The following is a 20238-nucleotide window of genomic DNA, read 5'->3' as shown; positions in this document are numbered from 1 at the left end:
GAAATGGCACAGGATGGTGCATTGTCCGCCTTTCGACGCTGCCAGCGGCAAAAAGACACGTGGCCCCGAGACGAAAAAGCCCCGCATCCGAATGGATGCGGGGCTCTTCAGAGGCTGGCCCGGCAGGCGATCATGGCTTGTGGCCCTCGCCTGCCGCGGCCGACACTCAGGCGACCGCTTCGCGCGGCTTGCCGAGCATGCGGTCAAGCACCACGGCAACAGCCAGCATCGCCACCGAAGGCACCAGCCAGGCCAGGCCCTGCTCGCTCAGCGGCAGGTGCGCCAGCGACTCCGGCAGCCAGCCAGCGAGGTTGGCGCCCTTGAGCGCGTCGATCACGCCGAACAGCAGCGACACCGCCATGACCGGGGCCATGATGCGGGTCTGGGAGTTCCACAGGTTGCCGCAGAAACTCAGCGCCACCAGCACGATGCAGGGCGGGTAGATTGCCGTGAGCACCGGGATCGAGAACGCGATCAGCTTGGTCAGGCCCAGGTTCGACACCACCAGCGAGAAGCCGGCCAGCAGCACCACCAGCATACGGTACGACAACGGCAGTACCTGGCTGAAGTACTCGGCGCAGGCGCAGGTCAGGCCCACGGCGGTGACCAGGCAGGCCAGCGCGATCAGTACAGCCAGGAAGCCACTGCCCAGCGAACCGAAAGTGTGCTGTACATAGGCATGCAGCACCGCCGCGCCATTGCTCGCACCGGCGGCGATCTCGTGGCTGCCCGCACCCAGGCGGAACAGGCTGATGTACACCAGCGCCAGGCCGACACCGGCAATCAGGCCGGCGATGATGGCATAGCGGGTGATCAGTTGCGGCGAGTCGACGCCACGCGAGCGGATCGCGTTGACGATGACGATACCGAACACCAGCGCGCCCAGGGTATCCATGGTCAGGTAGCCATTGATGAAGCCCTGGGAGAACGGCGCGGCGACATATTCAGGTTGCGCCACCCCCATGGTGCCGGCCGGCAGCATGAACGCGGCGATGCCCAGCGCGGCCAGCGCGATGATCTTCAGCGGGGCCAGGAAGCGCCCGACAGTATCGAGCAGCTTGCCCGGGTACATGGACACGGCCAGCACCACGGCAAAGTACACCAGGCTATAGATGAACAACGCGGTCGGGCTCTCGCCGGTCAGCGGTGCCACACCTACCTCGAAGGACACGGTCGCGGTACGCGGGGTGGCGAACAGCGGGCCTACGGCCAGGTACGCGGCAGCCGCCAGCAGGCCACCGGCCACCTTGCCGATCGGGCTGCTCAGCGCGTCCATGCCGCCACCGACCTTGGCCAGTGCCACCACGGTGATCACGGGCAGGCCCACGGCAGTGACCAGAAAGCCCAGGGCGGCCAACCAGACGTAGGGGCCCGATTGCAGGCCGACGATAGGCGGGAAAATGATGTTGCCTGCGCCCACGAATAACGCGAACGTCATAAAACCAAGCGCCAGGATGTCCTGGCCTTTCAAGACTTTCATTAAGGAAATACCACACTTCTGAAATCGGGATTTAGAGAGGGACTTCCCCTTGGGTGAGGGAAATGCTGCCTGCCCGGATGGAGCAGACCCGTTTAGCGTGTAGCTCCCTTTTGGGGTGCTGGCACAAAATGAGGGCACAGGTTAACGAATCTGGCCGCAAAACGCACTGCCAGAGGGGTGCTTGTCCGATGAGCGAATATGCATGTCGCGTGGATGACCGACTTTTATGCAAGAACGCGCTGTCTGCTTCGCCGGCAAGGCCGGCTCCTACAGAGGGCAGCGTACACCAGAAAGCACAAAGGCCACCCGAGGGTGGCCTTTGCCGAAGCGTGGAAGGTCAGCCGCAGCTTACTTCTTCACTTCCCAACCGGTCAGCTCGGCCAGGGCCTTGCCGATGTCGGCCAGCGAACGCACGGTTTTTACACCGGCGTCCTGCAGGGCTGCGAACTTCTCGTCTGCAGTACCCTTGCCGCCCGAAATGATGGCGCCAGCATGGCCCATGCGCTTGCCCGCTGGGGCAGTCACACCGGCGATGTAGGAAACCACTGGCTTGGTGACGTTTGCCTTGATGTAGGCAGCCGCTTCTTCTTCAGCCGAACCGCCGATCTCGCCGATCATCACGATCGCCTCGGTCTTCGGGTCTTCCTGGAACAGCTTCAGGATGTCGATGAAGTTCGAACCCGGGATCGGGTCGCCACCGATACCGACGCAGGTGGACTGACCGAAACCGGCGTCAGTGGTCTGCTTCACGGCTTCATAGGTCAGGGTGCCGGAACGCGACACGATACCGACCTTGCCTGGCAAGTGGATGTGACCTGGCATGATGCCGATCTTGCACTCGCCCGGGGTGATGACGCCTGGGCAGTTAGGGCCGATCAGGGTAACACCCAGCTCGTCGCACTTGACCTTGGCATCGAGCATGTCCAGGGTAGGAATGCCTTCGGTGATGCACACGATCAGCTTGATGCCGCCGAACGCTGCTTCCAGGATCGAGTCCTTGCAGAAAGGAGCCGGTACGTAGATGACCGACGCGTCGGCGCCGGTAGCAGCTACTGCTTCTTTCACGGTGTTGAACACCGGCAGGCCCAGGTGAGTGGTGCCGCCTTTGCCTGGGGTCACGCCGCCAACCATCTTGGTGCCGTAGGCGATGGCTTGCTCGGAGTGGAAGGTACCCTGCGAGCCGGTGAAGCCCTGGCAGATGACTTTGGTGTCTTTATTGATCAGGACGCTCATTACTTGCCCTCCGCAGCTTTGACAACTTGTTGAGCAGCGTCGGTCAGGCTGGTTGCCGCAATGATGTTCAAACCGCTTTCTGCCAGTACTTTGGCGCCCAGTTCAGCGTTGTTGCCTTCCAGACGAACAACAACCGGCACTTTAACGCCAACTTCTTTCACTGCACCGATGATGCCTTCGGCAATCATGTCGCAACGAACGATGCCGCCGAAGATGTTGACCAGTACGGCCGCGACATTGCTGTCGGACAGGATGATCTTGAACGCTTCGGTCACGCGCTCTTTGGTAGCGCCACCACCTACGTCGAGGAAGTTGGCTGGCTTGCCGCCGTGCAGGTTGACGATGTCCATGGTACCCATGGCCAGGCCGGCACCGTTTACCATGCAGCCGATGTTGCCTTCCAGGGCCACGTAGTTCAGCTCGAAGCTGGCAGCGTGGGCTTCACGAGGATCGTCCTGCGACGGGTCGTGGAAGGTTTTCAGCTTGGGCTGACGGTACATGGCGTTGGCGTCGATGTTGATCTTGGCATCGAGGCAGTGCAGATCGCCGTCGGCCTTGATCACCAGCGGGTTCACTTCCAGCAGTGCCAGGTCGTGCTCTTTGAACAGCTTGGCCAGACCGACGAAGATCTTGGCGAACTGAGCAACCTGCTTGCCTTCCAGACCCAGCTGGAATGCCAGCTCGCGACCCTGGAATGGCTGAGCGCCAACCAGTGGATCGATAGTGGCCTTGATGATTTTTTCCGGAGTGTCGTGAGCGACTTTCTCGATGTCCACGCCACCTTCGGTGGAGGCCATGAACACGATACGACGGCTCGAACGGTCAACGACAGCGCCCAGGTACAGCTCTTTAGCGATATCAGTGCACGATTCAACCAGGATCTTGGTGACTGGCTGACCATTGGCATCGGTCTGGTAGGTAACCAGACGCTTGCCCAACCACTGGGCAGCGAACGCCTTGGCGTCTTCTTTGCTGCGAACCAGCTTTACGCCGCCCGCTTTACCGCGACCACCGGCGTGAACCTGGGCTTTTACAACCCACTCGGTGCCACCGATCTTGTCGCAGGCTTCTGCTGCAGCTTCAGGGGTGTCGACTGCGAAACCCTTGGAAACTGGCAGGCCGTATTCAGCGAACAGCTGCTTACCCTGATACTCGTGAAGATTCATGCTTTTTACCGTCTTCGTTAGGTACTGCGCTTCGGCGCTGCGCTCCTGTGGAGTGCCGCGCCACCTGTGACCGCTTGCCCCCGGTATGCTCCGGGAGTTCGAGTCCGGCGGACTTTCCGCGGTGAGCCATGCACGCAAGACTCACGACGGGCCGTCCGCCGTGGTTTCTTATTGTTTAACGCTTCTTGCGGTTGGCTACGTGGATGGCACCGCCATTCACGGCCAGAGCGGCTTCGTGCAGCGCTTCAGACAAGGTCGGATGGGAGAAGACCATCATGCCCAGGTCTTCGGCGCTGGAGCCGAATTCCATTGCGATTGCACCCTGCTGCACCAGTTCGGCAGCGCTTGGGCCAATGACGTGTACACCCAGAACGCGGTCGGTCTTGGCATCGGCGATGACCTTGACGAAACCACCGGTGTCGTTGGCTGCCATCGCACGGCCGCTGGCCGCGAACGGGAAGGTGCCCACGTTAACCTCAACGCCTTCAGCCTTCAAGGCTTGCTCGGTTTTACCGACCCAGGCCATTTCCGGGTGGGTGTAGATAACCGATGGGATCAGGTCGTAGTTCATCTGGGCCTTGTGGCCCTTGATGCGCTCGACGACCATGATGCCCTCTTCCGAGGCCTTGTGCGCCAGCATCATGCCACGTACCACGTCACCGATGGCGTAGACGCCCGGTACGCTGGTAGCGCAGTAGTCGTCAACGAACACGAAACCGCGCTCGTCGATGGTCACGCCGCTGTCGGCAGCCAGCAGGTCGGTGGTCACAGGGCGACGGCCGACTGCAACGATCAGCCTGTCGAAGGTGATCTTCTGCTCGCCGTTGGCGTCGGTGTAGGTCACTTCGACTTCGTCGCCGTTGACCTTCGAGCCGGTCACGCGAGCGCCCAGCTTGATGTCCAGACCTTGCTTGGTCAGGGTCTTCAGGCCTTCCTTGGCAACAGCGGTGTCGGCTGCCATCAGGAAGGTGTCCAGGGCTTCGAGCACGGTCACCTGGGCACCCAGGCGCGACCATACCGAACCCAGCTCCAGGCCGATGACGCCGGCGCCGATCACGCCCAGGCGTTTTGGCACGGTCTGGAATTCCAGGGCGCCGGTGGAGTCGACGATGACTTTCTGGTCGACCGGAGCCGGCGGAATGTCGATCGGACGCGAACCGGAGGCCAGGATCACGTTCTCGGCTTCGATGATTTCGGTGCTGCCGTCAGGCTTGGTGACTTCGACTTTCTTGCCGGCCAGCAGTTTGCCGTGGCCCTGGATCGAAGTGACGCCGTTGGCCTTGAACAGGGTGGCAACGCCGCCGGTCAGGTTCTTGACGATGCCAGCCTTGCGGCCAACCATCGCAGCCACGTCCATCTTCACTTCGCCAGTGGAGATGCCGTGCACGTTGAAGCTCTCTTTGGCTTCCTTGTACTTCCAGGAGCTGTCCAGCAGCGCCTTGGACGGAATGCAACCCACGTTCAGGCAGGTACCGCCGAGGGCCAGTTTGCCTTCGCCGTCAACGTACTTCTCGATACAGGCAGTGCTCAGGCCGAGCTGGGCAGCCTTGATCGCGGCTACATAGCCGCCAGGACCTGCACCAATCACTACCACGTCGAATTTCTGGGTCATAAAAGATTCCTTTTAGCGTCAAGCGGCAAGCTGCAGGCGGCAAGGCGAACACGCTTCTGCTCGAAGCTTGTCGCTTGCAGCCTGCAGCTGTTTATCAGATGTCCAGCAGCAGACGAGCCGGGTCTTCCAGCAGGTTCTTGATGGTCACCAGGAACGTCACGGCTTCTTTGCCATCGATCAGGCGGTGATCGTAGGACAGTGCCAGGTACATCATCGGACGGATCACGACCTGGCCGTTGACGGCCATCGGACGCTGGATGATGTTGTGCATGCCCAGGATTGCAGCCTGCGGCGGGTTGACGATCGGGGTCGACATCATCGAACCGAAGGTACCACCGTTGGTGATGGTGAAGGTACCGCCGGTCATCTCGTCGATCGACAGTTTGCCGTCACGGGCCTTCTTGCCGAAGGTGGCGATGCCGCCTTCGATTTCGGCCAGGCTCATCTGCTCGGCGTTACGCAGTACCGGTACCACCAGGCCGCGGTCGCTGGACACGGCAACACCGATGTCGGCGTAGCCGTGGTAGACGATGTCGCTGCCGTCGATCGAGGCGTTGACAGCCGGGAAGCGTTTCAGCGCTTCGGTGGCAGCCTTGACGAAGAACGACATGAAGCCCAGGCGCACGCCGTTGTGGGACTTCTCGAACAGGTCCTTGTACTTCGAACGCAGTGCCATGACTTCGGTCATGTCGACTTCGTTGAAGGTGGTCAGCATCGCCATGTTCGACTGTGCTTCGACCAGACGCTTGGCCACGGTGGCACGCACGCGGGTCATCGGCACACGCTTCTCGGTACGGTCGCCAGTGGCGACAACCGGGGCAGCGGCAGCAGCGGCCGGCTTGGCAGCAGCGGCAGCCGGAGCGGCCTTCTTGTTGGCGACGGCAGCGACGACGTCTTCCTTGGTGATGCGACCGCCTTTACCGGTGCCAGCGACGCTGGCCAGGTCGATGGCGTTTTCTTCGGCCAGCTTGCGTGCGGCAGGCGCAGCAATCGGGTCGTCTTCGCCAGCGTCGGCCGGAGCGGCAGCCTGGGCAGGTGCGGCGGCAGCGGCGGCCGGAGCAGCAGCTGGTGCAGCGCCTTCATTGATCGAACCCAGCACTTCGTCGGACAGCACGGTCTCGCCTTCGCCCTTGACGATGTCGCCCAGCACGCCATCGGCGGTGGCCAGCACTTCCAGGACGACCTTGTCGGTCTCGATGTCGACGATCAGCTCGTCACGCTTGACGGCTTCGCCCGGTTTCTTGTGCCAGGTGGCAACGGTGCCATCGGCAACCGATTCCGGGAAAGTAGGGGCTTTGATCTCGATAGCCATTATCAGTGGTTCCTTAAATTCGGTTTCTGGTGCGCGATGGCATTAAACGGTGAAGGCAGCTTGCAGCAGTTTTTCCTGCTGTTCGGCGTGCATCGAAGCGTAACCACAGGCAGGTGCTGCCGAGGCGTCACGACCGGCGTACTCAAGGACCAGGTCCTTGTTGTGACGGCTCAGGATGCGACGCATGTGGTGCTGGCTGCTGTACCACGCGCCCTGGTTCATCGGCTCTTCCTGACACCACACCACGTCCTTCAGACCGGTGTAAGGCGCAAGGATTTCAACCAGATCGTCTTCAGGGAACGGATACAGTTGCTCGATACGCACGATAGCGATGTCTTCACGGCCTTCGGCACGGCGTTTTTCCAGCAGATCGTAGTAGACCTTGCCGCTGCACAGCACCAGGCGCGTCACCTTGGCCGGATCGAGGCTGTCGATTTCCGGAATGACGGTCTGGAACGAGCCTTCGGCCAATTCTTCCAGGGTCGAGATGGCCAGCTTGTGGCGGAGCAGCGACTTGGGTGTCAGCACGATCAGCGGCTTGCGCAGCGGACGGATGACCTGACGACGCAGCAGGTGGTAGATCTGAGCCGGCGTGGTAGGTACGCAGACCTGAACGTTGTGCTCGGCACACAGTTGCAGGTAACGCTCCAGACGCGCCGAGGAGTGCTCAGGCCCCTGCCCTTCATAACCGTGTGGCAGCAGCATGGTCAGACCGCACAGACGGCCCCACTTGTGCTCGCCGCTGGTGATGAACTGGTCGACAACCACCTGGGCACCGTTGGCGAAGTCGCCGAACTGGGCTTCCCAGATCACCAGCGCATTGGGCTGGGTGGTCGAGTAGCCGTATTCGAACGCCAGTACCGCCTCTTCGGACAGGAACGAATCGTACAGGTCGAAACGTGGCTGGCCCGGGAACAGGTTCTGCAGCGGGATATAGGTGCTGGCGTCCTTCTGGTTGTGCAACACCGCATGGCGGTGAGAGAAGGTGCCGCGACCGATATCCTGACCCGTCATGCGGATCGGGTGACCTTCGAAGGCCAGGGTGGCGTACGCCATGGTTTCGGCGTAACCCCAGTTGATCGGCAAGCCACCGGCCTGCATCTTCTGGCGATCTTCGTAGATCTTCGAGACCTGGCGCTGAACCACGAAGCCTTCCGGCAGCTCCAGCAACTTGGCCGAGAGCTCCTGCAGGGTCTTGAGGTCGAAGCGGGTGTCGTGACGCGCGGTCCAGGCGTGGCCCAGGTATGGACGCCAGTCGACGAACAGCTCCTTGTTCGGCTCCTTGACCAGGCTTTTCACAACATGCAGGCCGTTGTCCAGCGCATTGCGGTACTCGTCGACCTTGGCCTGGACGCGCTCGGCATCCAGACGACCGGCCTGGGTCAGCGCATCGGCGTACAGCTCACGGGTGGTGCGCTGCTTGCTAATCTGCTGGTACATCAGCGGCTGGGTGCCGTTCGGCTCGTCGGCCTCGTTGTGGCCGCGACGACGGTAGCAGACCAGGTCGATGACCACGTCACGCTTGAACTGCATGCGGTAGTCGACCGCCAGCTGGGTCACGAACAGCACCGCTTCCGGATCGTCGCCGTTGACGTGCAGGATCGGCGCCTGGATCATCTTGGCGACGTCGGTGCAGTACTCGGTGGAACGCGAGTCCAGCGGGTTGCTGATGGTGAAACCAACCTGGTTGTTGATCACGATGTGCACGGTGCCGCCGGTCTTGAAACCGCGGGTCTGCGACATCTGGAAGGTTTCCATGACCACGCCCTGGCCAGCGAAGGCCGCGTCGCCGTGGATCGAGATCGGCAGTACCTTGTCGCCAACGCTGTCGTTGCGGCGGTCCTGACGGGCACGCACCGAACCTTCCACCACTGGCGAGACGATTTCCAGGTGCGAAGGGTTGAACGCCATGGCCAGGTGAACTTCACCGCCGGCGGTCATCACGTTGGACGAGAAGCCCTGGTGATACTTCACGTCACCGGAACCCAGCTCGACCTTCTTCTTGCCTTCGAACTCGTCGAACAGCTCGCGCGGGTTCTTGCCGAAGGTGTTGACCAGTACGTTCAGGCGACCACGGTGGGCCATGCCGATCACGACTTCCTTGGTGCCATAGGAACCGGAGCGCTGGATCAGCTCGTCCAGCATCGGAATCAGGCTTTCGCCGCCTTCCAGGCCGAAACGTTTGGTGCCCGGGTATTTGGTACCCAGGTATTTCTCCAGGCCTTCTGCCGCGGTAACGCGCTCGAGCAGGTGGCTCTGGATGTCTGCGGAAAATTCAGGACGCCCACGCACGCTCTCCAGACGCTGCTGGAACCAGCTGCGCTGCTCGGAGTCGACGATGTGGGTGAACTCGGCGCCGATGGTGCGGCAATATGTCTGCTGCAACGCCTCGAAGATTTCGCGTAGGCTCGCTTCCTCTTTGCCGATGAACAGGTCGCCGGCACGGAAGGTCGTATCAAGATCGGCATTGGTCAAGCCGTAATGATTGATCGACAGGTCTACTGGCGCAGGGCGCTGCCACAACCCCAGGGGGTCGAGCTTCGCGGCTTGGTGGCCGCGCATACGGTAGGCCTGGATCAGTCGCAGCACTTCAACCTGCTTCTTCTCGTGTTCACTGCTCACGCTACCGGCGGAAACCGGTTGGGCGCGGCGCTGGTTCTTTGCCAGCAGTACGAAATGGTCGCGGATCGTCGAGTGCGATACATCGGTGGCAGTGCTGCCTTCGGCGGGCAACTTCTGAAAGTAAGTGCGCCACTCTTCTGGCACAGCGTTAGGGTCGTGCAGGTAGAGCTCGTAGAGCTCTTCCACATAGGCAGCGTTACCACCTGAAAGGTGGGCGCTGTTCCACATGCGCTGCATCACGCTTTCTTGCATGCTTGGTCACCCTCGGTTAGGGGCCTCGATCGGCAAGAACCACAGCAAGCTGAGTTGAGTCCGTATGCAGCGACTGAACCAAGCCACCGAGAGTTCCGCAGATTTACCGGGTACCAGCCCGGACGCCCCTGCTGGTCTCATATCTTCATAGGTAAAAGCTCGGGCTTTTGGCCTTTGCTCAAGTTGCACCTCGGTGCGGGCAAGGGCCCGCACTTCGGTGTGCTACGGGTACAACACTTTTGAATCAGGTGCCGCTTTGCAGCAGCATGTTACGTACGTGGCCGATTGCCTTGGTCGGGTTCAGACCTTTGGGGCAAACGTTTACGCAGTTCATGATCCCGCGGCAGCGGAATACGCTGAACGGGTCATCCAGGGACGCCAGGCGCTCCTGGGTCTTGGTGTCACGGCTATCGGCCAGGAAGCGATAAGCTTGAAGCAGAGCGGCCGGGCCCAGGAACTTGTCCGGGTTCCACCAGAACGACGGGCAGGAAGTCGAGCAGCAAGCGCACAGGATGCACTCGTACAGACCGTCCAGCTTCTCGCGTTCTTCCGGGGACTGCAGGCGTTCGATCGCCGGCGCCGGGGTATCGTTCTGCAGGAACGGCTTCACCTTCTCGTACTGCTTGTAGAAGATGCTCATATCAACGACCAGGTCACGGATGACCGGCAGGCCGGGCAGCGGACGCACGACCAGCTTGTTCTTCTTCACCACCGCCGACAGCGGGGTGATGCAGGCCAGGCCGTTCTTGCCGTTGATGTTCATGCCATCGGAACCGCACACGCCTTCGCGGCACGAACGACGATAGGAGAAACCTTCGTCCTGTTCCTTGATCAGTGCCAGCACGTCCAGAACCATCAGGTCCTTGCCGCCGGTATCGACTTCGAACACCTGGGTCTTAGGTGCCGAGTCGGTGTCGGGGTTGTAGCGATAAACTTCGACTTTCAACATAGTGGCCACCCTTAGTAAGTCCGGACTTTAGGCTCGAACGTCGGAACGGTTTTCGGCGAGAAGTTGACTGCACGCTTGGCAACCCGCTTTTCACCCGGGAAGTACAGGGTGTGGCACAGCCAGTTTTCGTCGTCACGGTCTTCGAAGTCTTCACGGGCGTGGGCACCGCGGGACTCTTTGCGCACTTCAGCAGCGATTGCAGTGGCTTCAGCGACTTCCAGCAGGTTCTGCAGCTCCAGCGCTTCGATACGCGCGGTGTTGAAGGCCTGGGACTTGTCGTTGATCTTGACGTTGGCGATACGCTCGCGCAGGCCAGCCAGCTGTTCGATACCCTTCTGCATGTATTCGCCGGTGCGGAATACGCCGAAGTAGTTCTGCATGCAGCTTTGCAGCTCGCGACGCAGGGTTGCCACGTCTTCGCCGTCGGTACGCTCGTTGAGCTTGTTCAGACGGTTCAGCGCGACTTCCACGTCGGTGTCGCTGGCGTCGCGGTATTCGATACCGTCGCTCAGGGCCTTTTCCAGGTGCAGGCCGGCCGCACGGCCGAACACCACCAGGTCGAGCAGCGAGTTGCCGCCCAGGCGGTTGGCGCCGTGAACCGATACGCAAGCCACTTCACCGACCGCGAACAGCCCTTCGATGATGGTGTCTTCGCCGTCGGCGTTCTGCGAGATCGCCTGGCCATGAATGTTGGTGGCAACGCCGCCCATCATGTAGTGGCAGGTTGGAACGACGGGTACGGGTGCAACGACCGGGTCGACGTGCGCGAAGGTCTTGGACAGCTCGCAGATGCCTGGCAGGCGGCTGTGCAGCACTTCCTCGCCCAGGTGGTCGAGCTTGAGCATCACGTGGTCGCCGTTCGGGCCACAGCCGTTGCCGGCGATGATCTCTTTGACCATGGAGCGGGCCACAACGTCGCGACCGGCGAGGTCCTTGGCGTTTGGCGCGTAGCGCTCCATGAAACGCTCGCCGTGCTTGTTGATCAGGTAACCACCTTCACCACGGCAGCCTTCGGTAACCAGTACACCTGCGCCGGCGATGCCGGTCGGGTGGAACTGCCACATCTCGATGTCCTGCACCGGCACGCCGGCACGCAGGGCCATGCCGATACCGTCGCCGGTATTGATCAGGGCGTTGGTGGTGGAGGCGTAGATACGCCCTGCACCGCCGGTGGCCAGTACGGTGGCCTTGGCGCGAATGTAGACGGTCTCGCCGGTTTCGATGCAGATCGCGATCACGCCGACGAAGGCGCCGTCCTGGTTCTTGACCAGGTCAACCGCGTACCACTCGTTGAGGAAGGTGGTGCCGGCTTTCAGGTTGCCCTGATAGAGGGTGTGCAGCAGCGCGTGACCGGTACGGTCGGAAGCGGCGCAGGTACGGGCGGCCTGGCCACCTTTACCGTAGTCCTTGGACTGGCCGCCGAACGGACGCTGGTAGATACGGCCGGTTTCGGTACGCGAGAACGGCAGACCCATGTGGTCCAGCTCGAACACCGCAGCCGGGCCTTCCTGACACATGTATTCGATAGCGTCCTGGTCACCGATGTAGTCGGAACCCTTGACGGTATCGTACATGTGCCAGCGCCAGTCATCGTTCGGGTCGGCCGAAGCGATGGCGCAGGTGATGCCACCCTGGGCCGATACGGTGTGCGAACGGGTCGGGAACACCTTGGTGATCACGGCGGTCTTGTGGCCGCCTTGAGCCAGCTGCAGCGCAGCGCGCATGCCGGCACCGCCACCACCAATGATGATGGCGTCGAAGGAAATCGTTGGAATGTTAGCCATGAATCAGATACCCCAGAGAATCTGCACACCCCAGACGAAGTACGCGAACATCGCGACACCACATACCGCCTGGAACAGGAAACGAACTGCAGTCGCCGACTTGCCCAGCGCCATCGGCGTCAGGTAGTCGGTGGCAATGGTCCACATGCCGACCCAGGCGTGAGCGCCCAGGGCAACGAGGGCCAGCAGACTGAAGATCCGCATCGCGTTATGGGAGAACAGGGCGTGCCACTGGGCATAGTCGATGCCAGGGTGCGCCACCAGGTAGCCGATCAGAAAAATGAAGTAAGCCGCGAGAACGACCGCAGAAACGCGCTGCGCCATCCAGTCATAGAGGCCCGAACGCGACAGGTTCGTGACATTAGTTACCATATCCAAACTCCCGCCAGAACGATCACCACCACGGAAATGGCGATAACGATTTTCGAGCCCAGTTTGCCGCCTTCCAGCGTCTCACCGATGCCCATGTCCATAATCAGATGGCGCACACCGGCAACCAGGTGATACAGCAAGGCGGACAGAAGGCCCCACGCCACGAATTTGGCCAGCGGACTGGTCAGGCATGCCTTCACCTCGGCAAAACCTTCCTCGGAACTCAGGGATTGGCTCAATGCGTACAGCATGATGCCCAGGCCCAGAAAGAGGATGATGCCGGAAACACGGTGAAGAAATGACGTAACGCCGGTAATGGGGAGTTTGATGGTCCTTAGGTCTAGGTTTACAGGTCGTTGGCTTTTCACGGCTTTTTTCACACTGAAGAGCCCCTAGCAAGCAGGGCAAAGTTGTTGGTAAGTGTACTGGTCAGGTACCCACCACCCAGGGAGTGACGACCCCAGAAAAGCGGGCTTTAAAGCCCCTGGCGGTCGGGTGCCGAGTATAGACAGTTAGGCTACTAATGACAACGTGAAGCCCTAGCCCAAATAGCGCATTGCCTTTGGCGAACAAAAGGCGTAAACGGGCCGCAATTTCGCGGAAAAACAGCGCCCAAAGCCCTTTACAACCGTGCTTTAGGCAAATTGACATTCGAATTTATCTCACTATAGTGGTGCGGGCCCTGCGTGGGGGGTCTGTCTGATGATTTCAAGCATTAATAGGAGGCCACATGGCTGACAAAAAAGCGCAGTTGGTCATCGAGGGCGCAGCCCCCGTCGAGCTGCCCATTTTAACCGGCACCGTTGGTCCCGATGTTATCGACGTTAGAGGGTTGGGGGCCACGGGTCACTTCACTTTCGACCCTGGTTTCATGGCGACCGCATCGTGCGAGTCCAAGATCACCTACATTGACGGCGACAAGGGCATCCTGCTGCATCGCGGCTACCCGATCGAACAGCTCGCCGAGCAATCCGACTACCTGGAAACCTGCTACCTGCTGCTCAACGGCGAACTGCCGAATGCCGAGCAGAAGGCTCAGTTCGTCAGCACCGTCAAAAATCACACCATGGTGCACGAGCAGTTGAAGTCGTTCTTCAACGGCTTCCGCCGCGACGCCCACCCGATGGCCGTCATGTGCGGTGTGGTTGGCGCCCTGTCGGCGTTCTATCACGACTCGCTGGACATCAATAACCCGCAGCACCGGGAAATCTCGGCAGTGCGCCTGGTCGCCAAGATGCCGACCCTGGCCGCGATGGTCTACAAGTACTCCATGGGCCAGCCCATGATGTACCCGCGCAACGACCTGACCTACGCCGAAAACTTCCTGCACATGATGTTCAACACCCCGTGCGAGATCAAACCGATCAGCCCGGTGCTGGCCAAGGCAATGGACCGGATCTTCATCCTCCACGCCGACCACGAACAGAATGCGTCGACCTCCACCGTACGCCTGGCGGGCTCCTCGGGCGCCAATCCGTTCGCCTGCATCGCTGCCGGCATCGCTGCACTGTGGGGCCCTGCCCACGGCGGCGCCAACGAAGCCGTGCTGACCATGCTCGACGAAATTGGCGATGTCTCGAACATCGACACCTTCATCGCCAAGGCCAAGGACAAGAACGACCCGTTCAAGCTGATGGGCTTCGGTCACCGCGTCTACAAGAACCGCGACCCGCGTGCCACCGTGATGAAGCAGACCTGCGACGAAGTGCTGCGCGAGCTGGGCATCACCAACGATCCGCAGCTGGAACTGGCCATGCGCCTGGAAGAGATCGCCCTGACCGATCCGTACTTCATCGAGCGCTCGCTGTACCCGAACGTCGACTTCTACTCGGGGATCATCCTCAAGGCGATCGGCATCCCTACCAGCATGTTCACCGTGATCTTCGCCCTGGCGCGGACCGTCGGCTGGATCTCGCACTGGAAGGAAATGCTCTCCAGCCCGTACAAGATTGGCCGTCCGCGCCAGCTGTACACCGGCTACGAGTCGCGTGACATCGTCAAACTGGAAGACCGCAAGTAAGCCAAACGGCTCGCCTGCAACAACAAGAAAGGCTGCCCTCGGGCAGCCTTTTTTGTTGCGTAATGCTTCATGCAGGAGGAGCAAGCCTTGGCGGCCCCTACAGTTGAGACATATTCCAGCCAACCATCAAACTGTTACGGTTTCTCCGCCCGCTCCTTCAACGCCTTGAGCGTATTGAACGGCGCATCCACCACGAACTTGTTCGCCACCATCGCTGGCACACTGCCGCCTGGCTCGGTGTGCACCTGGTATGTCACCTCGGTAGTGTCACCCTTGGGCACCAGCTTCCAGAAACCCTGCACTTCAGCCACCCGCACATAGCCTTTTTCTTCCGGCAGATACTTGGGAACACCCTCCAGCTTGCGGGTCAGGCTGCCGTCAGCACCTTCGCTGGTGGTTACATGGATGATCGAATCGCGCGGGGTGACCGGCCACGGCGTATTGAACTGGGTGTAGGTCCAGCTCTGGTCACCCTCGTGCTTGAGCAGCTTCTGGCTCTTGCACTCGTGAATCCAGGCACAGGCCCCGGCCACGTCTTCCTGCAGCGCCCGGACCTTGGCCAGCGGCGCCTTGATGGTCGTCACGCCCTGATAGGCCTTGTAGTTCGAACCACTCACTTCGCTCAGCGATACCTTGATGCCATCCGCTTGCTTGGCAACCTTCCAGTCTTCAGCCTGCGCCACCGACATGAACATCGCACTCAGACCACAAATCACCGCTACCCGCTTCATCGAACCCATCGTGTTGTTTTCCTTGTTTGCGAAGTTCCACTCACTCAAGCCGCCGTCACTTGCTCCAGCCAACCGATGATCCTGATCGCCTCGTCGCGATCATTGCCGCAGGTGTCCACCTCCGCCTGGAAGCCCGAGCACACCGCCGGCCGTTCAGGCTGGCCGAACAGGCTGCAGAGGTTGTGCTCGGACAGTTGCACACAGCGTTCGCCAGCCGGCTTGCCGTGCGGCATGCCAGGAATGGGCGAGCTGATGGAAGGGGCAATGCAGCAAGCGCCACAGCCTTCACGGCAGTTCATGACGACATGGACCTCGGCCTAACAAATGATGGGTGAATGGGGATAGTAACCGCTAAAACAGGTGTTTGAAATTACCGCTCAGATGAAATATCGCCGCGCAGAATGTGACCGGCAGGTCGAGCAGCGTTTATTGCTTGAACTCGAAATCGATGGCTGCACCCTCGATGTCCTGACGGGCATCATTGCGCAACTGCAATTGCATTTCGTTGCTGATCAAGCGGCCATTGAGCTGGAACGGGCTGTCCGCGGCAGGCTTTTCTTCGAACAACGACGGCAGCAGCGGACGTCGCACACGGACTTCCTCCTGACTGCTCGGCTGCAGGTCCTTGACCATCTCCGGGGGCAGGCTCAGATCCAGGCGCGCCTTGGGCAAGGGCGCGGCAATCACCTCGGAGGCCTTGCGCTTGCCCGACTTTACCGCCTTGGCCGGCGTCTTCCTGGGGTCGCCAGCCTTGGTCTTGGGTTGCGCCTTGGGCTTGGCCTGTGGCTTGGCACTCGCTTTTACCGGGGCCTGGGTCGAAGGCTTCCGGTCCGGTGCCGGGGCAGCCGACGCCTGTGCCAGCAGTATCGGCCCCGGTCCGGGCACAGCCAGTGCCGGGCCCGTTGCACACAGGCCCAGCGCACACAACATCACGGCAGCACAGCTCAACGCTTTCATAGGCAACGAGACGTATTCATGAGTCGCACATGCTCCTTGTTCCTGCAGTCGCTGGCAAGCCCGCGATCTAGAGGTATCCGCCCGAGGCGGTTTCCTGGCAAAGCTGATGGGCCAGCATCCCCAATGTCAGCAGCGCCCGCTCAGCCTCGCGGTTCCACGGAATGCCGCAGTTGAGGCGAATGCAGTGGTTGAACTGCTCCGTATTACTGAAGATCAGCCCGGGCGCGATGCTGATGCCCTGCTGCAAGGCACGTACATGCAACTCCTGGGTGTTGACCCGCCCCGGCAGGCTGACCCACAGGATGAAGCCCCCGGTAGGCCGGCTCATCTGGGTGCCTTCCGGAAAGTGCTGCTGTACCGCCAGCTGGTAGGCACTGAGGTTCTTGCGATATTCCTGGCGAATGTAGCGCAGATGACGGTCATAGCCACCATTTTCAAGGTAGGCTGCCACCCCCATCTGCGTCACACTGCACGCCGAGTGCGTGGTAAAGGTCTGCAGTCGCTGGATTTCCTGCTGATAGTTGCCCGCGATCATCCAGCCGATACGCACCCCCGGCGACAGGGTCTTGGAAAAGCTCGAGCAATAGATCACCCGCCCCAGCCGGTCGAAGGCCTTGAGCGCCTTGGTGCGCCCTTGCTCGAACATCAGCTCGCCGTAGATATCGTCCTCGACGATCTGGATGTTGAAATCCGAGGCCAGGCGCAGCAACTGCTTCTGGCGCTCCTCGGGAATGGTGCCGCCCAGCGGGTTGCTCAACCGCGCAGTCAGCACCAGCGCCTTGATCGACCACTGGTTGGCCGCCAGTTGCAGGGCCTCCAGGCTGATGCCGGTGGCCGGGTCGCTGGGGATCTCGATCACCTTGAGCCCCAGCAGGTCCGCCAGTTGCAGCAGCCCGTAATAGGTGGGCGACTCGGCGGCGATCAGGTCGCCTGGCCGGGTCAGCACCCGCAACGACATCTGCAGCGCATCGACGCAACCGTGGGTCACCACCACTTCGGACGGGTCGACCACCACCCCGGCGTCGCGCATGCGAATGGCGATCTGCCGGCGCAGCGGCTCGAAACCCGGGCTGAACATGTAGCTGAACGCGCGCGGGCTCTGGAACCGCGTGACCTTGGCCAGTTGCTGGTGCAGCGCCCGCACCGGCAGGTAGTCCACATGCGGAACCGCCGCCCCCAGCGGGAACACCCCATCACGCCGGGCTTCGGTCAGTACCTGCTGGATGATGCTGCTGCGCGTGACCAGCCCTGGACGCTCGACCCGCGCGATGTCCGGGGTCTGCGCAGTCAGGGCCGGGGTCTGGTGGACGTAGTAGCCCGATTGCGGCCGCGCGCGAATCAGCCCCTGGTCCTCGAGGTTGGCATAGGCCTGCAGCACGGTGGCATGGCTGACATTGAGCTGCGAGCTCATCTTGCGTACCGAAGGTACGCGCTCACCGGGCTGATAGACGCCGCGACGGATGTCTTCCGCCAGTTGCTGGGCGATGCGCTGGTAGAGCAACAGATTGGTCATGGGACGGATCTCGAAACGCGGGCTATCTAATTGTTCTTGTACAGTCGGCGAAGAATACCGGAACAGTGCATAAGTGTACGGGCACAGATGCCAGAATAGTCGACTACACAGTTGTGTGACAGCGGCTTTTTCAAGCTTTGCGGCATAAAAAAACCGGTGACTATCACCGGTTTTTGTTTACCTCGACCTCAGCGCGGCGCGCCCAGGTGGCCTTTCTCGTCGGAAAACACGATCTCCACCCGACGGTTCTGCGCCCTGCCCCGCTCCGAGGCATTGGCCTCGATCGGGTACTGGTCGCCATAGCCTTCGACCTGGATGCGTTTTTCGTCGACGCCCAGGTCGACCAGCATGTCCGCCACGGCCTGCGCACGATCACGCGACAGCGTCAGGTTGTCCTCGGGAGTGCCGGTGCTGTCGGTATACCCCTCGATGCGCACAACGCGCCGGGGGTTGAGCTGCAGAAACTGCACCAGCTTGAGCACGGTACGGCTGGCGGAGTTCTTCAATTCGGCCTGCCCGGTATCGAACAGCACGTCACCCAGGGTCATCACCAGGCCACGGTCGCTCTGGGTCGTGGCCAGGCTGACGATCTGCGCCTCCAGCCATTTGCCCTGCTGCTGCACGCTGACCAGCTTGGCTTCGCGCAGGGCCAGTTGCAGGCGCTGGCGCTCCAGTTCGAGCTTGGCCAGGCGCTCCTGATTGAGCACCAGGTTGCTGTGCTCGCGGGCAATCTCGCTGTAGCGCTGACTCAGGTAGGCGTAATGGCGCACGTCCGCACCACTGCCCACGTAGCTGGACAACCGCTCGGCACGGGCCAGCGACTCGCCGGCGCGGATCACGTCACGCGGCGCACTGCGCAGCACATTGGAATCGTCCTTCACTGCCTGGAAACTGGCGGCGGCCTGGTCGAGGGCGGTTTCGCTGCGCTCGCTGGCGCAGCCCTGCAACCCCAGCACACCTGCACACAACACGGCCACCAAGGGCTTGATCGAACTCACTGTTGCTCCCCCAACTGCTTGCGCAGACGATTGACCCGCGATTGCAGCAGCGACAGCTGCTCCTGACTCTTGAGGGTCAGCACCCGGGCTTCGGCCAGCCGCGCATCAAGCTCGGCCTGCTCGGCGCGCAGCCGCGCATCACGGTACGACTCGCTGGCCATGTTGCTGCGGGCGCGGGCAAGCTTGTCTTCGGCCAGCTTCAGCTCGGCCACTTCGTCGGTGGCACCGACGGCCTTGGCCTGCTCCAGCGCCTGTTCGGACAGGCGCATCTGCTCGTGGGGCGCCGGGTCGGCAGCGCAACCGGCCAGGGCCAGTAACGCCATGGCAGCGAAAAGCGGTTGAGTTCTCACACAATCTTCCTACTGTTTGGGGGCGTCGAGCGGTTGCTGCAGCTGCGCCTTCCAGCGCTCGACATTGCGTTGCAGTACTGCCTGAGGCACGCCTGAGGCCGGCAATTCTGTCAGTTTTTTGGCCAGCTGTCCGCGCAACCAGGCGTCATTGCACGCCGAATTGTGCGACAGCGCCAGGTACAGCCCCGGGCGATCCAGCGGCAGGCCGCGGGCGATCAGGTCGTTGGCCATGCCAAGGGTCTGCGCCATGGCCATGCCGGCGTAACGCCCGGCCAGCACATAGTCGACCTGGCCAAGCAAAAGCTTCTGGAATGCCTGGGTCAGGTTCTGCGCCGGCGCCAGCTTCAACTGGTCCTTGGCAAACTGGGCGAACGCCGGGGTCAGCCTGGCCTTCTCCGAGATCGCGCCCTGGTGCTGGTGCAGATCGGCCAGGCCGTCGTAGGCCAGCGTGGAGTCGTGCCGGGTCCACACCAGGTAGTCGTTCTGCAGCAGCGCCGGGTGGATGAAGTCGACGCGGGTCAGGTCTTCAGTGGCCAGCGGCGCATCCACCAGCAGGTCCATGCGTCCGCTGCGCACTTCATCCTGCGCCTCGTTGCGCTTGCCTGCGTACAGCACCTCGACCTTCAGCCCAAGCTCCGTCGCCACCTGCTTGAGCAGGTCGACGTTGGCGCCAATCAGGTGCCTGGGGTCCTGCGGGTCGCGCCAGGCATAGGGCGGCGCATCGGGGCTGCCGGTCGCCACCAGACGCTCGCACTTGCCCACCGCCAGCGCCGCCGTGGGCAAGCAGGCAAACCCCAGCAATCCTGCCATCGCCATTCGGCCAAGCCACCCCATGCACATGCCTCCCTTGCGTCGCGAAATAAAAAAGCCCGATCAAAAGACCGGGC

At 61.5% G+C, this 20238-nt stretch carries 18 protein-coding genes; 1 reads left to right on the top strand and 17 read right to left on the bottom strand.

The features are described 5' to 3' along the window. Nucleotides 1-166: 166 nt before the first annotated feature. The 10 genes from brnQ to sdhC form a co-directional block, all read right to left on the bottom strand. Nucleotides 167-1480 carry a branched-chain amino acid transport system II carrier protein gene (brnQ, locus tag KH389_RS09350; protein ID WP_043863133.1) on the bottom strand — a complete coding sequence of 438 codons (1314 nt, stop codon included), beginning with the start codon at nt 1478-1480 and terminating at the stop codon, nt 167-169. Nucleotides 1481-1828: 348 nt separating this feature from the next. Continuing rightward, nucleotides 1829-2713 (bottom strand): succinate--CoA ligase subunit alpha, encoded by an 885-nt coding sequence (gene sucD, locus KH389_RS09345; protein ID WP_038613108.1) that lies wholly within the window; start codon nt 2711-2713, stop codon nt 1829-1831. After that, a complete protein-coding gene (sucC, locus tag KH389_RS09340) occupies nt 2713-3879 on the bottom strand; it encodes an ADP-forming succinate--CoA ligase subunit beta (RefSeq protein ID WP_043863134.1) in 1167 nt (388 codons plus the stop codon). Before sucC ends, sucD begins: the two co-directional genes overlap by 1 nt. Nucleotides 3880-4054: 175 nt before the next feature. Beyond that, complete coding sequence (lpdA, locus tag KH389_RS09335) at nt 4055-5491, bottom strand: dihydrolipoyl dehydrogenase (RefSeq protein WP_043863135.1); 1437 nt, start codon at nt 5489-5491, stop codon at nt 4055-4057. 94 nt (nt 5492-5585) lie between these two features. Further along, the gene (gene odhB, locus KH389_RS09330; protein ID WP_054915668.1) at nt 5586-6803 is read right to left on the bottom strand and encodes a 2-oxoglutarate dehydrogenase complex dihydrolipoyllysine-residue succinyltransferase; all 1218 of its coding nucleotides are present in this window, start codon (nt 6801-6803) and stop codon (nt 5586-5588) included. A gap of 42 nt (nt 6804-6845) precedes the next feature. Then, nucleotides 6846-9677 (bottom strand): 2-oxoglutarate dehydrogenase E1 component, encoded by a 2832-nt coding sequence (locus tag KH389_RS09325; protein WP_043863137.1) that lies wholly within the window; start codon nt 9675-9677, stop codon nt 6846-6848. A 244-nt stretch (nt 9678-9921) separates the two neighbouring features. Then, the gene (locus tag KH389_RS09320) at nt 9922-10626 is read right to left on the bottom strand and encodes a succinate dehydrogenase iron-sulfur subunit (RefSeq protein ID WP_043863138.1); all 705 of its coding nucleotides are present in this window, start codon (nt 10624-10626) and stop codon (nt 9922-9924) included. A gap of 11 nt (nt 10627-10637) precedes the next feature. After that, nucleotides 10638-12410, bottom strand: a complete 1773-nt coding sequence (sdhA, locus tag KH389_RS09315) for a succinate dehydrogenase flavoprotein subunit (protein WP_043863139.1) — start codon at nt 12408-12410, stop codon at nt 10638-10640. A 3-nt stretch (nt 12411-12413) separates the two neighbouring features. Further along, entirely contained in the window at nt 12414-12782 is a 369-nt protein-coding gene (gene sdhD, locus KH389_RS09310; RefSeq protein WP_043863140.1) for a succinate dehydrogenase, hydrophobic membrane anchor protein, read from the bottom strand. Next, the gene (sdhC, locus tag KH389_RS09305; protein ID WP_088515660.1) at nt 12776-13162 is read right to left on the bottom strand and encodes a succinate dehydrogenase, cytochrome b556 subunit; all 387 of its coding nucleotides are present in this window, start codon (nt 13160-13162) and stop codon (nt 12776-12778) included. Before sdhC ends, sdhD begins: the two co-directional genes overlap by 7 nt. Nucleotides 13163-13512: 350 nt before the next feature. On the opposite strand from sdhC, the gene gltA reads away from it, so the two are divergent. Beyond that, nucleotides 13513-14802 carry a citrate synthase gene (gene gltA / locus KH389_RS09300; protein ID WP_043863142.1) on the top strand — a complete coding sequence of 430 codons (1290 nt, stop codon included), beginning with the start codon at nt 13513-13515 and terminating at the stop codon, nt 14800-14802. A gap of 134 nt (nt 14803-14936) precedes the next feature. Here gltA and KH389_RS09295 read toward each other — a convergent pair whose 3' ends face one another. The 7 genes from KH389_RS09295 to KH389_RS09265 all read right to left on the bottom strand — a co-directional run bounded on the left by KH389_RS09295 (nt 14937) and on the right by KH389_RS09265 (nt 20167). Continuing rightward, complete coding sequence (locus tag KH389_RS09295) at nt 14937-15542, bottom strand: START domain-containing protein (protein WP_058541861.1); 606 nt, start codon at nt 15540-15542, stop codon at nt 14937-14939. Between the two features lie 35 nt (nt 15543-15577). After that, nucleotides 15578-15832 carry a YkgJ family cysteine cluster protein gene (locus KH389_RS09290; RefSeq protein WP_043863144.1) on the bottom strand — a complete coding sequence of 85 codons (255 nt, stop codon included), beginning with the start codon at nt 15830-15832 and terminating at the stop codon, nt 15578-15580. Nucleotides 15833-15959: 127 nt separating this feature from the next. Then, nucleotides 15960-16490 carry a hypothetical protein gene (locus tag KH389_RS09285; RefSeq protein WP_043863145.1) on the bottom strand — a complete coding sequence of 177 codons (531 nt, stop codon included), beginning with the start codon at nt 16488-16490 and terminating at the stop codon, nt 15960-15962. Between the two features lie 67 nt (nt 16491-16557). Continuing rightward, complete coding sequence (locus KH389_RS09280; protein WP_043863146.1) at nt 16558-18003, bottom strand: aminotransferase-like domain-containing protein; 1446 nt, start codon at nt 18001-18003, stop codon at nt 16558-16560. A gap of 188 nt (nt 18004-18191) precedes the next feature. After that, the gene (locus KH389_RS09275; protein WP_043863147.1) at nt 18192-19001 is read right to left on the bottom strand and encodes an OmpA family protein; all 810 of its coding nucleotides are present in this window, start codon (nt 18999-19001) and stop codon (nt 18192-18194) included. After that, a complete protein-coding gene (locus KH389_RS09270; RefSeq protein ID WP_043863148.1) occupies nt 18998-19351 on the bottom strand; it encodes a DUF4398 domain-containing protein in 354 nt (117 codons plus the stop codon). Before KH389_RS09270 ends, KH389_RS09275 begins: the two co-directional genes overlap by 4 nt. A gap of 9 nt (nt 19352-19360) precedes the next feature. After that, a complete protein-coding gene (locus KH389_RS09265; RefSeq protein WP_244988700.1) occupies nt 19361-20167 on the bottom strand; it encodes a substrate-binding periplasmic protein in 807 nt (268 codons plus the stop codon). Between the last annotated feature and the right edge of the window lie 71 nt (nt 20168-20238).

The organism is Pseudomonas qingdaonensis (assembly GCF_018398475.1).
Taxonomy (GTDB): domain Bacteria; phylum Pseudomonadota; class Gammaproteobacteria; order Pseudomonadales; family Pseudomonadaceae; genus Aquipseudomonas; species Aquipseudomonas palmensis.
Note: the sequence above shows the minus strand (reverse complement) of the source record. Positions and strands in the feature narration are given on the sequence as shown.